The organism is Enterococcus camelliae (assembly GCF_042685105.1).
Taxonomy (GTDB): Bacteria; Bacillota; Bacilli; order Lactobacillales; family Enterococcaceae; genus Enterococcus_G; species Enterococcus_G camelliae.
Window position 1 is genome coordinate 92,277 of the sequence record NZ_JBHUMO010000001.1, and the last position, 15,207, is coordinate 107,483.

12 protein-coding genes are annotated in these 15,207 nt (G+C 40.5%); all 12 read left to right on the plus strand.

The window, feature by feature from the left end; translation table 11 throughout:
- Positions 1-170 precede the first annotated feature (170 nt).
- The 12 genes from pth to lysS all read left to right on the plus strand — a co-directional run bounded on the left by pth (position 171) and on the right by lysS (position 14,979).
- Positions 171-749: an aminoacyl-tRNA hydrolase gene (pth, locus tag ACFSR0_RS00425; RefSeq protein ID WP_379978794.1), complete on the plus strand. Its 579-nt coding sequence runs from the start codon at positions 171-173 to the stop codon at positions 747-749.
- Positions 746-4,285, plus strand: a complete 3,540-nt coding sequence (mfd, locus tag ACFSR0_RS00430; RefSeq protein WP_379978796.1) for a transcription-repair coupling factor — start codon at positions 746-748, stop codon at positions 4,283-4,285. Before pth ends, mfd begins: the two co-directional genes overlap by 4 nt.
- A 16-nt stretch (positions 4,286-4,301) precedes the next feature.
- Entirely contained in the window at positions 4,302-5,888 is a 1,587-nt protein-coding gene (locus tag ACFSR0_RS00435; RefSeq protein ID WP_379978798.1) for a putative polysaccharide biosynthesis protein, read from the plus strand.
- Positions 5,885-6,145: an RNA-binding S4 domain-containing protein gene (locus tag ACFSR0_RS00440; protein WP_379978800.1), complete on the plus strand. Its 261-nt coding sequence runs from the start codon at positions 5,885-5,887 to the stop codon at positions 6,143-6,145. The genes ACFSR0_RS00435 and ACFSR0_RS00440 overlap by 4 nt, the downstream gene beginning before the upstream one ends.
- Positions 6,146-6,247: 102 nt before the next feature.
- Positions 6,248-6,652 (plus strand): FtsB family cell division protein, encoded by a 405-nt coding sequence (locus tag ACFSR0_RS00445; protein WP_379978802.1) that lies wholly within the window; start codon positions 6,248-6,250, stop codon positions 6,650-6,652.
- A gap of 68 nt (positions 6,653-6,720) precedes the next feature.
- Positions 6,721-7,179 carry a S1 domain-containing RNA-binding protein gene (locus ACFSR0_RS00450; protein ID WP_379978804.1) on the plus strand — a complete coding sequence of 153 codons (459 nt, stop codon included), beginning with the start codon at positions 6,721-6,723 and terminating at the stop codon, positions 7,177-7,179.
- 84 nt (positions 7,180-7,263) lie between these two features.
- Entirely contained in the window at positions 7,264-8,655 is a 1,392-nt protein-coding gene (tilS, locus tag ACFSR0_RS00455; protein ID WP_379978806.1) for a tRNA lysidine(34) synthetase TilS, read from the plus strand.
- A gap of 18 nt (positions 8,656-8,673) precedes the next feature.
- On the plus strand, positions 8,674-9,216 hold the full coding sequence (hpt, locus tag ACFSR0_RS00460) for a hypoxanthine phosphoribosyltransferase (RefSeq protein ID WP_379978808.1): 543 nt from the start codon (positions 8,674-8,676) through the stop codon (positions 9,214-9,216).
- 74 nt (positions 9,217-9,290) lie between these two features.
- A complete protein-coding gene (gene ftsH / locus ACFSR0_RS00465; RefSeq protein WP_379978810.1) occupies positions 9,291-11,366 on the plus strand; it encodes an ATP-dependent zinc metalloprotease FtsH in 2,076 nt (691 codons plus the stop codon).
- 132 nt (positions 11,367-11,498) lie between these two features.
- Complete coding sequence (gene hslO / locus ACFSR0_RS00470) at positions 11,499-12,392, plus strand: Hsp33 family molecular chaperone HslO (RefSeq protein ID WP_379978812.1); 894 nt, start codon at positions 11,499-11,501, stop codon at positions 12,390-12,392.
- A 1-nt stretch (position 12,393) separates the two neighbouring features.
- The gene (gene dusB / locus ACFSR0_RS00475) at positions 12,394-13,389 is read left to right on the plus strand and encodes a tRNA dihydrouridine synthase DusB (protein ID WP_379978814.1); all 996 of its coding nucleotides are present in this window, start codon (positions 12,394-12,396) and stop codon (positions 13,387-13,389) included.
- 96 nt (positions 13,390-13,485) lie between these two features.
- Positions 13,486-14,979, plus strand: coding sequence for a lysine--tRNA ligase (gene lysS / locus ACFSR0_RS00480; protein ID WP_379978816.1), 1,494 nt, complete (start codon positions 13,486-13,488; stop codon positions 14,977-14,979).
- Positions 14,980-15,207 lie beyond the last annotated feature (228 nt).

Below are 15,207 nucleotides of genomic sequence, written 5' to 3' on the forward strand. Positions count from 1 at the left end.
TGTAAGGGTTGTCATAAAATAATAAGAAAAAAAGCAAAAAAATCTTGCAAATTCGCCAGATTCGTCCGAGATATGGTATAATTTTCAAAACCAAATAAGTTTATGACACTGGACAGCAGAGCGCTGCCCAGCCTTTTGTGTTTGGAAAAAACTAATGGAGATTGCGACAGATGAAAATGATTGTAGGATTAGGAAATCCTGGTAAAAAATATGAACAGACGAAACACAATATCGGTTTTGCAGTTGTAGATCAACTTGCAAAGAAACAGCAGGTTACGTTCAAAAAAAATCCTTTTGAAGCGGAGGTTGCCGATTTTTTTGTCAATGGTGAAAAAATTCTACTTGTGAAACCTCAAACGTTTATGAATGAATCTGGCAGAGCCGTTGGACCCTTAATGACGTATTATGGCATTTATCCAGAAGAGCTGCTAGTTGTTTATGACGATTTGGATTTACAAATTGGGAAGATTCGTTTGCGACAAAAAGGGAGTGCTGGTGGACATAACGGCATCAAAAGTATCATCGCTCATTTAAATTCACAAGTATTTAATCGAATCAAAGTCGGGATTGGCCGTCCAAAATGGAATCAAACGGTGGTGCAACACGTCTTAAATCCCTTTGATAAGGAGGATAGCAAGTTCATTCAGGAAGCTATCGATCAAGCTGTAGAAGCAACAACGGAGTGGATTCAAACGGATGAGTTTGTTTCGGCGATGAATCATTTTAATAAAAAAGGGGCATCTGAATGAATATAGTAGAACTATTGTTGCGAACAGAAGCTGTTGATACTTGGATTCGTCAATTAAGAGAAGGCATGTCACGACAATTAATTATAGGTTTGGCAGGATCAGCCAAAAATTTGGCAATTGTTGGGGCATTTCACAAATTGGATCAATCAGTAGTCGTGGTTGTGCCCAATTTGTATTATGCCAATCAATTAGCAGAAGATTTGCGTCATGTGGAGGAACGAGTCTTTGTCTTTCCAGTTGATGAAGTGCTCTCAGCGGAAATGGCGTTTGCTTCTGCAGATGCCAAAGCGGAACGTGTCGCAACATTAACAGCTATCGCCAATGAGGAAAAAGGAATTTACCTTTTACCTGTCGCGGCATTGCGAAAAAAAATTGCGACCAAAACCACTTGGCAAAACGCACAGCTGAAAATCGCTTTAGAGGATGAACTAGATTTGCAGCAATTGCCCAAAAAATTAGTCCAAATGGGTTTTTCAAGGCAGGCGATGATTGAAAAACCAGGAGATTTTAGTGTGCGAGGCAGCATTATTGACGTGTATCCACTCAATCAGCCCCATCCCGTCCGAATCGAACTCTTCGATGTAGAGGTGGATTCCATTCGTTATTTCGATGCACAAACACAACGATCACTTGAACAATTAGAAAAAATTGCCATTCACCCGACGACCGAACTTATTTTCTCAGCTGAAGATTTTGAATATGGAAAGAAGAAGCTACAGAAATTGTTGGAAAAAAGACTGGCCGTAACGCAAGACAAAACGGATCGAACGTTTCTTGCCGATTATTTTGGTCAGTTACTACAATCATGGGATGAAGGCTTAGCGGGAGAAAATCCACAGTTTTATACAGACTTACTTTACAAAGACGCTACCACCGTTATGGATTATTTTGACCAAGCCTACTATTTGATGGTAGATGACTATGCTCGGATTATGGAAACCAATCGTGAAATTGAGCGTGAAGAAGGCGAGTGGCATACCCAAAAAATTGAAGAGTTGCGGTTATTCTCTGAGCAAAAACTAGGGTATAATGTACATGATTTTTTCCAAAAAACAACGGTACCAACCACCTTTTTCGCATTGTTTCAAAAAGGAATGGGGAATTTACGTTTTCAAGCGATTCACACCATTCAATACCGACCAATGCAACAATTTTTTGGCCAAATGGGGCTGCTAAAGGCGGAAGTTGATCGTTGGGAAAAACAAGCCCAAACGGTCGTGTTCATCGTTCAATCTGAAGAACAAATGAAAAAGTTGGAGCAAGAATTTCGGGACCACGACATCTATGCAGTTCAAACGCGTTCTAATCGATTATTCTTAGGGCGTTCACAAATTATACAGGGGTCCCTACAAGCGGGTTTTGAAATGCCACATGATCAGGTAGTGGTTATAACCGAACGAGAAATTTTTCAAAAAGTCGCTAAACGGCGTGCTCGAAGACAAACTGTATCGAATGCTGAGCGACTAAAAAGCTACAATGAATTGAAAGTAGGAGACTATGTCGTTCATGAAAACCATGGTATTGGGAAATACATTGGGATGGAAACGCTCGAAGTCGATGGTATCCATCAAGACTATCTAACGATTCTTTACCAAAACGATGACAAATTATTTATTCCTGTCACGCAATTAAATATGATTCAAAAGTATGTTGCTTCCGAATCGAAGACGCCTCGCATTAATAAACTTGGTGGAAGTGAATGGACGAAAACCAAACGGAAAGTCTCTAGTAAAATTGAAGATATTGCGGATGATTTGATTCAGTTGTATGCCAAACGGGAAGCAGAAAGAGGGTATGCGTTCGGTCCTGACGACGGGTATCAAAAAGAATTTGAGGATGCCTTTCCCTATTCGGAAACCGAAGACCAATTGCGCAGCACAGCCGAAATCAAAAAAGATATGGAAAAAGAAAAACCAATGGATCGCCTACTTGTTGGTGATGTTGGTTTTGGCAAAACGGAAGTTGCATTACGTGCTGCATTCAAATCAATTAAAGAGAGCAAGCAGGTGGCAATTTTAGTACCAACCACCATTTTGGCACAACAACACTACGAGACAATGGTGGACCGATTTCAAGGATTTCCAGTGAATGTCGGTATTTTGAGCCGTTTCCGGACGAAAAGTCAGCAGCAAGAAACCATTGAACAACTGCGACATGGCCAAATAGATATTGTCGTTGGAACACATCGGTTGCTGTCGCAGGATGTTTCTTTTTCTGATTTAGGCTTATTGGTGATTGATGAAGAACAGCGGTTTGGAGTAAAACATAAAGAACGGTTGAAGCAGTTACGATCACAAGTCGATGTACTGACGCTGACCGCTACGCCAATTCCCCGTACGTTGCATATGTCAATGTTAGGGGTACGAGATTTGTCAGTTATCGAAACGCCACCTGAAAATCGCTACCCTATTCAAACCTATGTGATGGAAAGCAATCCAGGAGCAATTCGCGAAGCTATTTTAAGGGAGATGGCTCGAGGAGGCCAGGTCTTTTATCTTTACAATCGAGTGGATACAATCGAACGCAAAGTAGATGAATTGCAAGCCTTGGTACCAGATGCACGGATTGCCTATGCTCATGGCCAAATGACGGAAATTCAATTAGAAAACACCCTTTTTGACTTTATTGAGGGGGAATATGACCTATTAGTTACTACCACGATTATTGAAACGGGTGTGGATATTCCAAATGTGAACACGCTGTTTGTTGAAAATGCTGACTATATGGGGTTGTCAACTCTGTATCAATTACGTGGTCGAGTAGGGCGAAGTAACCGAGTGGCCTATGCGTATTTTATGTATGAACCGCAAAAAATATTGACGGAAGTAAGTGAAAAACGATTACAGGCAATCAAAGACTTTACCGAATTAGGTTCAGGCTTTAAAATTGCGATGCGCGATTTATCAATTCGAGGAGCAGGTAATCTACTAGGTGCGCAACAACACGGTTTCATTGACTCGGTTGGATTTGATATGTATGCTCAAATGCTGCAAGAAGCAGTTGAACGCAAACAAGGAAAGAATAGTCAATTACAGAAGACCAATGTGGAAATTGATTTGGGACTGGATGCATATTTGCCATCATTCTACATTGAAGATGAACGACAAAAAATCGAGATTTACAAACGCATTCGGGAACTAGCGAGCATGGCTGAACTCGATGAATTACAGGATGATTTGCTTGATCGCTTTGGTGAATACCCGGATGAAGTCGCACACTTACTCGTGATTGGTGAAATAAAAATGAATGCGGATCGTTCTTTAGTAGAGTCCATCCGAAAACAACAACTGACAATTACCTTCTTATTAAGTAAGGTGGGTACCAAAAACTATACCGTAGAACAGCTATTTGAAGCGTTAGCTAAAACGAAATTGAAAGCGACCCTAGGCATTGAAAAAGAAAAAATGACCATCAGATTGCAATTACCAAAAGACATGAAAGAAATGGTTTGGTTACAAGAAATTGCTGCATTTGTTCGTGCGTTACGAGATATTCGCTACCAAGAAAAGGGACAAAAAATGTCCTTGCAGTCATAGAAAGGGGCAGAAATGAATGGAAAAAAGACAGATTCATTCATTGGTCAGAGGGGCATTTGTGCTTACCTTGGCTTCTTTCTTTGCAAAATTACTTAGTGCGGTTTACCGAGTCCCGTTTCAAAATCTGGCGGGTGACCGAGGCTTTTATGTCTACCAACAAATCTATCCCATTTATGGCATTGCAATGACGATTGCCTTGACGAGTATTCCTCAGTTTCTATCTAAATTACTTGTCGGACAATCGCCATTAGAAAAACGAACCATTTTGCGGACCTACTTCTCATTTATTGCTGCTCTCTCCTTTTTAACTTGGCTTTTTTTCATGGTGACGAGTAAATGGCTGGCTTTGGGAATGGGGGATGGCCAATTAGCACCGTTAATTCGAGTGACCTCATTTACCTTTTTATTGATTCCATTTCTCGCATTTTACCGAGGAAGCTTTCAGGGAGACCTTTATATGGTACCTACTGCTGTCTCGCAAATTGTGGAACAAATCGTTCGCGTTGGGATTATTTTGCTTGCTGCTTGGGGATTTGTAGTATTTGACTATTCTGTTTACCGTGTTGGGGAATATGCGCTATCAGGCTCGTTGTTTGGTGGGCTTGTAGCATGGATGGTCTTAGCACACTATCATCGAAAAATGACCGGAAGCACCTTGCATTTTACTCGGCTTTTGGCTATAAAAAGACCAACGCGTAAGGCGCGAATACGATTTTACCGTGAAGCGGGAATGCTAACCGTTTTTAGTGCATTGCTAATCTTATTTCAGCTAATTGATTCCTTTTTTGTTGTGAATGGCTTAATCTTTTCCGGGGTTTCGAAAGAAGTCGCGCAATTATCTAAAGGGGTCTATGATCGAGGACAGCCACTTGTCCAATTAGGTTTGGTTGTAGCAGGGGCATTAGGGACTAGCTTTTTGCCTGCTCTGACCGAATATTTGCGGACGCAAAAGTTTGCAAAATTTCGATTTTCTGCAATGATGTATTTACGATTGACTGTCTCACTTTCTTTGGCGGCTTCTTTTGGGCTAGCGTTACTTATGCCGTTCATTAATTATACATTGTTTAAAGATTTTCAAGGGACATGGACATTGGTTTTATTTGTCTTTGCTATTGCGTTTATGGCGGTGATTCAAGCCTTCCAAAGCATTGAACAGAGTAGAAACAAAGTGTTAGCATCCTTTAAAGCAGCGGTTTGTGGCTGCGTCATAAAGTTTTGTACAACGGGAGTCTTAACGGCTCTATTTGGTACAATTGGTGCAAGTCTCTCGACCTTGCTTGGCTTGGCGTTCGTCTTTGGAACATTCTTACATTTTGATGAATTGCAATTACACCAATTTTGGAGCCAACGAAAATTCGGATGGCGTTTAGTTGGAGCGTTGGTCGGAATGGTAGGGGTACTGTTTCTCTATGATGGCATGTGGTTTTTGATTTTACCTGAAAAATGGCATCGCAGTACAACCTTAATGGTGAGTATTGGTGGTGTGGGAATAGGGGCTATTACATTTGTCACACTTGCATTAAAATTGAAAGTTTTCACCATTCGTGAATGGTTATTTATTCCATTTGGTGAGAAACTATTACGAATAGGAGTGAAGAAATGAGAATTGATAAGTTTTTAAAAATCTCGCGTTTGATTAAACGGCGGTCGGTTGCTAAAGAGGTGACAGACAAAGGTAGGGTTCAATTGAATGGAAAATTAGCGAAATCTAGCAGCATGGTAAAAGTTGGGGATACCATTCAAATTCAATTTGGAAATCGAATTGTGAAAGTCAAAGTGGAAAAATTACAAGAATCAACGAAAAAAGAAGATGCGAGCGCGATGTATACGCTTCTTTCAGATGAACGAATATCAAGCTAATTGCTGGTTTGATTTCATGAAAAGATGTTTGCAATATTGTTAGACAAGTGATTCTGATGTTGGTATAATGAAAAGGACAATCAAGGGACTGGGGCGAGTGGATTGAAAAAGCAAAACAAGAATAATGTAGCCTATCTGCCAACAAATTTTGCCAAAGAACAATACGCAAATTATGCGAAGCAGCAACGACAAGTTATTTTTCGTCGAAGACGTTTGGCTGTTATTTGTACAATCGGTGTGTTGGCGCTAATTAGTGTCGGTTATAGTTTAATGCGGGATTATGCACGATTAGCCACATTGAATACCTATAAACAAGAGACGCTTGTCGAGCAAAAAAAAGTAAATAAAGAAGTGAAGCAACTAAAATCAGATGTCGCATTACTAGAAGACGATGATTACGTTGCAAAGTTAGCACGTAGTCGGTACTTTTATTCGAAAGACGGCGAAATCAACTTTAAAATACCTGATTCAGATAGCCAAACACCAACCAAGTCTAGTGATAAATAAGTCATCATTGCACATATTTGTGACGATGGAATATAAAAGGGTAATAAATTAGGAGGAACACATTTTTTATGTCAATCGAAGTTGGAGCAAAAGTACCAGGAAAAGTTTCAGGAATTACCAATTTTGGTGCATTCATTGATTTAGGATCTGGCAAGACGGGTCTTGTTCATATTAGTGAAGTGTCAAATGGCTTTGTCAAAGATATCAACGAAGTGTTGAAAGTTGGCGATGAAGTGACTGTATTAGTGACGAATATTGGCGCTGATGGTAAAATCGGCTTGTCTATTCGTAAGGCCGAAGATCGCCCACAAGAAGAAAAACGCGATTTTCCCAAAAAAGATTTTCATAAAGCGGGACCTAAGAAACCGTTCAATCGCAATCAAGGAAATCAAAATGCAGCAAATAATTCGAAACAAGACTTCGACTCATTGATGTCTTCTTTTTTGAAGGATAGTGACGATCGTCTTTCTTCATTAAGAAGAAATACTGAAGGAAAACGCGGAGGTCGCGGAGGTCGTCGTAGTTAGTCAGTATCAAAGGATAATGTTAAGGTTGAGCCTTGCTTATTGACAGCAAGTGCTCAACCTTCTTTTTTGATTGGGGGTGTGTAAATGGATGCACGAGAGATGCAAAGAACATTTGGCAAACAACAAGCTTGGTTGCAAGAATACCCGGTTTTGCTAGCCGTCTCAACCGGAGTCGACTCAATGGTTTTACTCGATTTGATGCTAGCAAATTGGAATTTTTCACGACAACGACTAGCCGTTGCGCATGTGAATCACCAACTGCGTCCGGAAAGTGTCCAGGAAGCTCGGTTTTTAAGAGCATATTGCGCCCAGCGAAAAATTCCTTATTTTCAAGCGAATTGGGAGCCTACGCTGACCAATGTAGAAGGCAATGCGCGGCAATTTCGATATGCTTTTTTTCAATCAATCATGAACGAAAAGGGATACAAGGTATTGTTGACTGCTCACCATAGTGATGACCAGGTTGAAACCATGATAATGAAGGCCGTTCGAGATGGTCAAGTATCCGCTTTGAAAGGAATTGTACCTAGCCAAGCATTTGCCGATGAAGGACAGTTGGTTCGTCCGTTATTGTCTTATGAAAAAGCAACTCTTTACAACTATGCAAAAGAGCGCCAACTTATCTTTTTTGAGGATAATACCAATGAAGAACTGACGTATTTTCGCAATCGGATTCGGCATCAAGTTCTGCCAATCCTAAAAGAGGAACAACCGCAACTCGCGAAACAGTTTCAACAAATTGCTAATCAAGTCATACATAGAGAAGCGTTACTCGAAGAACTATCCTGGGAAAAAGGAAAACAACTTTTCCACCCATCCGATAATGGATGGTCGATAACGTTGTCTCAACTTAATGAACATTCAAAACTGGAGCAAATGTATTTATTTGAAAAAGCAGCACATACCTTTAGAAAAACAACGGGTTTGAATCTTTCTCAAAAGCAAATTGATCAAACCTTGCGCCTTCTATGCAATGCGCACAAACCACAATGGACAATGGACATTGGCCAGGAATGGATTATTAGGCGGGCGTATGACTATCTGTACATTGAAAGAAATTTAGAGCAAACGGAGATGGCGAAATCGTATTCTCTGATGGAAGATACTCAATTTTTTTTATCTGATCATCAATGGATTGGTCTTTTACCTACACCAATCGATGAAAAGCTCATCCCTAAAGAACTATGTGAGTGGCAAACGGTTTGTCTACCGCTTGCGTCAACGGTCACGCTTCCACTAGAAGTTCGGAAACGAAAGAATGGTGATCGATTGAAACTGACCCCCGCATTAACCAAGCGTTTGTCTCGTTGGTTGATTGATCATAAAATTCCGCAAAAACAGCGTGATGAGGGGTGGGTTGTTTTAGATTCTACTAAGAATGAATTGGCTTTTTTTCCTTTTTTTCATTCCTATTTGAGTATTGAGAGAGAAACTGATAAAATACGGTACGTACTTCTCTATAAATACCGGAAGTAACTTTGAAAGGAGAACCTTATGTTAGACAAAGATATTGAAAAAATACTCATTACAAGAGAACAAATTCAAGCACGTTGCGCAGAGCTAGGAAAACGATTATCAGAAGAATATCAGGATAAAAATCCTCTTGTGGTGGGGGTGCTAAAAGGCGCAGTTCCATTTATGGCTGATATTGTCCGTGAAATGGATTGTTATTTGGAACTCGATTTTTTAGATGTTTCTAGTTACGGAAATGCAACGGTGTCTTCCGGAGAAGTAAAAATTTTAAAAGATTTGGATACAAATGTTGAGGGACGCGATTTGTTGATTGTGGAAGATATTATTGATAGTGGTAGAACACTAGCTTATCTTGTGGATTTATTTAAATATCGCAAAGCGAAGTCCGTGCAAATCGTTACATTGCTCGACAAACCTGAAGGACGAGTTGTCCCAATTGAGGCAAATTATGTTGGATTTGATGTACCAAATGAGTTTGTAGTTGGCTATGGCCTAGACTATGCGGAACAGTATCGTAACCTTCCATATGTTGGTGTATTAAAACCATCAGTTTACCAATCATAATCAATCATAAATTCTGATCAAATGTGATACAATGGAAAGGTCAGATAAAGACAAAAAAGGCAAGGAGGGGCCGCATGAATAAAAAAGGAAATGGTACGGTCAAAACGACCTTATACTATGTACTCATTTTATTAGCCATGGTTATGGTGGTGTATTACTTTTTTGGCAACGGCAGTGATCGTTCCCCAGAAATTGAGTACTCTACTTTTACGAAGCAATTAAAAGATGGCGAAGTTGAATCATTTACTGTCCAACCATCAAATGGTGTTTATCGTATTACTGGACAGTATAAAGACGCTCAGAAAGTTGAAAGTGACAGTGGGTTAAGTGTTTTTGGCTCAACATCATCCACATCTTCTTCGTTTTCAACGATTGTTTTACCAAATGATTCTACGCTAAATGAAATTACAACATTAGCGAGTGATCAAGGAGTAAAAACAGAGATTGAGCAAGAATCAAATAGTGGTATTTGGCTATCACTCTTAGTGAGTTTCTTGCCATTAGTCATCATTATTTTCTTTTTCTATATGATGATGGGTCAACAAGGTGGCGGCGGTGGCGGCGGCCGCGGAGTCATGAATTTTGGTAAATCAAAAGCCAAAGAAGCAGATAAAAAAGCCAATCGCGTTCGATTCTCCGATGTGGCCGGAGCGGAAGAGGAAAAACAAGAATTAGTTGAAGTAGTCGAATTCTTAAAAGATCCACGTCGGTTCTCTGCCTTAGGGGCACGTATTCCAGCAGGGGTATTATTAGAAGGACCTCCAGGAACTGGGAAAACTTTGCTTGCAAAAGCAGTCGCTGGTGAAGCTGGCGTACCGTTCTATTCTATCTCCGGTTCAGACTTTGTAGAAATGTTCGTCGGGGTCGGTGCTAGTCGTGTACGTGATTTATTTGATACGGCGAAGAAAAATGCACCAGCCATCATTTTCATCGATGAAATCGATGCAGTCGGTCGTCAACGTGGCGCCGGTATGGGTGGCGGACATGATGAACGGGAACAGACCCTTAACCAATTGTTAGTAGAAATGGATGGGTTCAATGGAAACGAAGGAGTCATCGTCATTGCGGCAACTAACCGTTCAGATGTATTAGATCCAGCCTTGCTTCGTCCGGGTCGTTTTGACCGACAAATCTTGGTAGGACGTCCGGATGTAAAAGGCCGTGAAGCTATTTTGAAGGTACACGCACGCAACAAACCATTAGCAGATGATGTAGATCTGAAAGTCGTTGCTCAACAAACACCAGGTTTTGCCGGTGCAGAATTGGAAAACGTGCTGAATGAAGCTGCACTTGTTGCTGCTCGTCGAAATAAAACCAAAATTGATGCCTCTGATATTGATGAAGCGGAAGACCGGGTTATTGCGGGACCTGCGAAAAAAGATCGCGTAATCAGCAAACATGAACGTGAAATGGTTGCTTACCACGAAGCAGGTCATACAATTGTTGGTTTAGTACTTAGTCGTGCACGCATTGTCCACAAGGTAACAATTATTCCTCGGGGACGTGCAGGTGGTTATATGATTGCTTTGCCAAAAGAAGACCAAATGCTAATGACTAAAGAAGATTTGTTTGAGCAGATTGTTGGCCTATTGGGTGGACGGACAGCAGAGGAAATTATTTTCAATGTCCAATCAACTGGCGCATCCAATGACTTCGAACAAGCAACTGCTTTGGCACGGAGTATGGTAACCGAATATGGAATGAGCGACAAGTTAGGTCCGGTTCAATATGAAGGAAACCATCAAGTGTTTGTTGGTAGAGATTATGGTCAAACAAAGGCATATTCTGAACAAGTTGCATACGAAATTGATGAAGAAGTACGTCGGATTCTCGTAGAGGCACACAACAAAGCACGCGAAATTATTGAAGAGCATCGTGCGCAACACAAATTGATAGCAGAAAAACTGTTAGAATTTGAAACGCTTGATGCAAAAGCAATTAAATCTTTGTTTGAAACAGGTAAAATGCCAGAAGAAACAGGAGGCAATCCTTTCCCTAGCGAAAAAGCGGCTTCTTATGAAGAAGCAAAACGAGCATTGGAACAAAAGGATGCCGAAAAACAAGCAGAACAAGCAGAACAAGCCGAAAGTGGATCAACGGATCAATCAAAAGAAATAACACCTGATTCAAATGATGACACAACTGTATAATTACGTTGCAAGAGAGCCGTTCATGGAATGACTCTCTTGCTTTTTGATTGAATGACACCCTCAAGCGGTGAATTTGAAAAATGGATGCATTCTAGGTATGATTCAATAATGAAGAGAAAGAGGAGTTGAAACATGACAAAAGATTACTTAGTAAAAGCGTTGGCTTATGGCGGTTATGTCCGCGCCTATGCGGTTTGTGCAACGAAGACAGTTGCTGAGGCGCAACATCGTCACGATACTTGGAACACGGCGACAGCAGCCTTAGGTAGAGCAATAGTGGGTTCCCTTCTATTAGGAAGTACATTGAAAGGGGACGATAAATTAACAGTCAAAATCCAAGGAAATGGTCCTGCGGGCTTAATTATGATTGATGCGAATGGCAGTGGCGATGTGAAAGGTTACATTCAAAATCCGCAAATCAGTTTACCTTTGAATACGCAAGGGAAACTAGATGTTCGTGGGGCGGTAGGAACAGAAGGAATTTTTACAGTCATCAAAGATTTAGGGTTAAAAGAACCTTTCTCTGGTCAAACGCCAATCGTTTCAGGAGAACTAGGAGAAGACTTTACATATTATTTGGCAGCATCTGAGCAAGTTCCCTCGGCGGTCGGTCTGAGTGTTCTTGTGGATACAGATGATTCGGTCCGTTCTGCTGGTGGTTTTATGCTACAAGTTATGCCAGGTGCATCTGAGGAAATGATTGCAAAAATAGAAACTCGTTTGCAAGAATTACCAAAAGTTTCCACATTGCTCGATGAAGGAAAAACACCGGAAGATATATTGGATGCCCTCTTTGCTGGGGAATCATTGATGATTCTGGAAGAAATGCCAGTACAATTTAAATGTGATTGTTCAAAAGAAAAATTTGCCTCAGCAATTTTGACATTGGGTTCAAAAGAAATCCAAGATATGATTGATGAAGATCATGGTGCAGAGGCAGTTTGTTCATTTTGTGGCAATAAATACTTTTTCAATGAACAAGAGCTGATGGAAATTAAGGAAGAAATTACTGGAGGGACGAAGTAAGATGCCTTCTTCTTGGAATATTGGTCAAGTAGAAATTGCGAATCGTGTGGTTGTTGCACCGATGGCTGGTATTTCAAATGCAGCTTTTCGTGTAACGGTCAAAGAAGCAGGAGCGGGTCTAGTTGTTTGCGAAATGATTAGTGACAAAGGAATTCAACTACGCAACAAAAAAACCTTAGAGATGTTGTATATTGATGAAACTGAACACCCATTAAGTTTGCAAATTTTTGGTGGGACAAAGGAAACATTGGTTGAAGCTGCAAAATTTGTGGAAACAAATACGACAGCTGATATTATTGATATCAACATGGGCTGTCCGGTAAATAAAATCATCAAAGCAGAAGCAGGAGCCAAGTGGTTGTTAGACCCGAATAAAGTGTATGAAATGGTTCAAGCAGTTGCATCTGCAGTATCTATACCTGTTACCGTTAAAATGCGAACAGGTTGGGATGAAGAGCACCTATTCGCAGTTGAAAATGCTTTGGCCGCAGAAGCAGCTGGGGCCGCAGCAATTGCGATGCATGGAAGAACACGTGTCCAAATGTATGAAGGAAAAGCCGATTGGACCGTTTTGAAAGAAGTGAAAAAAAATCTTTCTATTCCTCTTATGGGCAATGGCGATGTGCGAACCCCAGAAGATGCTCGTAGAATGTTGGATGAAGTTGGTTGCGACGCTGTTATGATCGGTAGAGCGGCACTTGGAAACCCGTGGATGATTCGTCGTACCAATCACTATTTACAGACAGGGGAATTAATAGCGGAGCCAACACCAAATGAAAAAATCACTATGGCAAAGCTTCATTTTGAGCGACTTGTTGACCTAAAGGGCGAGAAAATCGCTGCAAGAGAGTTTCGACAACACGCGGCCTATTACCTAAAAGGAGTCTCAAGAACGGCAAAATTAAAGGCAGCCATTAATAAAGCGGAAGATCGAGAAACAGTGCTTACCTTGCTAGATGCTTTTTTAGCCAGTCAAGCGACTTCCGTATCCGTTTGATAGTTGAAAGCAAGCCGGAGTTAACATTCGGCTTGCTTTTTCTTCTGAAGATTGGCATTATAATAAAGAAGCATATGTGAGAATGGAGGAAAATTCGTGACAGAGGAACGACAAACACAAGAAGAATTAAATGACCAAATGTTGGTTCGTCGCCAGAAGATGGAAAAATTGCGAGAAGAAGGGATTGACCCTTTTGGCCATCGTTTTGAACGTACTCATCAATCAGCTGAACTACATGAATTGTTTGACCCTCGTACAAAAGAGGAATTAGAGGAAATGGGCTTAACAGCTAGTGTGGCTGGAAGAATAATAACCAAACGTGGAAAAGGAAAAGTAGGATTTGCACACTTGCAAGATCGCGAAGGACGGATACAACTGTATGTGCGTAAAGATCAAGTTGGTGACGAACCCTATGATGTATTTAAGCATGCTGATTTAGGGGACTTCTTTGGTGTAACTGGCGAGATTATGAAAACTGATACTGGTGAAGTGACCATCAAGGCCAAAGAAATAACAATTTTATCAAAAGCGTTGCGACCATTGCCAGATAAATATCATGGCTTAACAAATGTCGAACAACGTTACCGTCAACGTTATCTAGATTTGATTAGCAATCAAGAAAGTTTTGATCGGTTCACAAAACGCAGCAAAATCATCAGTGAAATCCGTCGTTATCTAGATGGATTGGGCTATCTTGAAGTGGAAACACCTGTTTTACATAATCAAGCAGGTGGTGCAGCTGCACGTCCATTCATCACGCATCACAATGCATTGGATATTGATTTGTATTTGCGTATCGCTTTGGAACTGCATTTGAAACGGCTCATCGTAGGTGGAATGGAAAAGGTGTATGAAATAGGTCGAGTCTTCCGCAACGAAGGCATTGATACAACACATAATCCAGAATTTACCATGTTAGAGTGCTATACAGCTTATATTGATTTCAAAGACGTCATGGATTTAACAGAAGGAATCATCCGTACAGCAGCTGAAAAAACATTAGGTAAAACGGACATTACTTACGGCGGTATGCCAGTTGATTTGGGTGCTGAATTCCGACGCGTTCACATGGTCGATGCAATTAAAGAAAAGACAGGAGTCAATTTCTGGGAAAAAATGAGTGTGGAAGAAGCTCGTCAACTTGCGAAAGAACATAACGTTGAAATTACGGATGCTATGGCCGTTGGACATATCATTAATGAGTTTTTCGAAACATTTGTTGAAGAAACATTGCAACAACCAACATTCGTTTATGGTCATCCAGTTGAAGTATCACCGTTAGCTAAGAAAAATCCGGAAGACCCACGATTTACAGATCGTTTCGAATTATTTATTGTTGGACGTGAGTTTGCCAATGCATTCACTGAACTAAATGACCCAATTGATCAGAGAGAACGCTTTGAGGAACAAGAACGAGAAAGAGAAGCAGGCAATGATGAAGCTCATGGGGTGGATGAAGATTTCTTAGAAGCGCTAGAATATGGAATGCCACCTACTGGAGGATTAGGAATCGGAATTGATCGATTGGTTATGTTACTAACCGATGCTCAATCAATTCGCGACGTTTTACTATTCCCAACGATGAGATAAGCATCAGTTGATAGACTAAACAATAACGAATAACTATAATGTATTTCGATGAAATATCAGAAAAAAACACCAAAAAACGAATGCTTTTTGGTGTTTTTTTCTTAATGAACGTCTTTTAAAAAAATGGTAAGTTGTAAAATGAAATGCATAAAGAAATAAACAAAAAAATCATGTAGATACGTTATACTTAAAAGCGTCAAAACCATAAGTATGAAAGAGGTATCTACA

Bases quoted from the DNA above. Each gene is read 5' to 3' on its own strand.
- pth (WP_379978794.1), top strand. From the start codon at position 171: ATGAAAATGATTGTAGGATTAGGAAATCCTGGTAAAAAATATGAACAG.
- mfd (WP_379978796.1), top strand. From the start codon at position 746: ATGAATATAGTAGAACTATTGTTGCGAACAGAAGCTGTTGATACTTGG.
- ACFSR0_RS00435 (WP_379978798.1), top strand. From the start codon at position 4,302: ATGGAAAAAAGACAGATTCATTCATTGGTCAGAGGGGCATTTGTGCTT.
- ACFSR0_RS00440 (WP_379978800.1), top strand. From the start codon at position 5,885: ATGAGAATTGATAAGTTTTTAAAAATCTCGCGTTTGATTAAACGGCGG.
- ACFSR0_RS00450 (WP_379978804.1), top strand. From the start codon at position 6,721: ATGTCAATCGAAGTTGGAGCAAAAGTACCAGGAAAAGTTTCAGGAATT.
- tilS (WP_379978806.1), top strand. From the start codon at position 7,264: ATGGATGCACGAGAGATGCAAAGAACATTTGGCAAACAACAAGCTTGG.
- hpt (WP_379978808.1), top strand. From the start codon at position 8,674: ATGTTAGACAAAGATATTGAAAAAATACTCATTACAAGAGAACAAATT.
- ftsH (WP_379978810.1), top strand. From the start codon at position 9,291: ATGAATAAAAAAGGAAATGGTACGGTCAAAACGACCTTATACTATGTA.
- hslO (WP_379978812.1), top strand. From the start codon at position 11,499: ATGACAAAAGATTACTTAGTAAAAGCGTTGGCTTATGGCGGTTATGTC.
- dusB (WP_379978814.1), top strand. From the start codon at position 12,394: ATGCCTTCTTCTTGGAATATTGGTCAAGTAGAAATTGCGAATCGTGTG.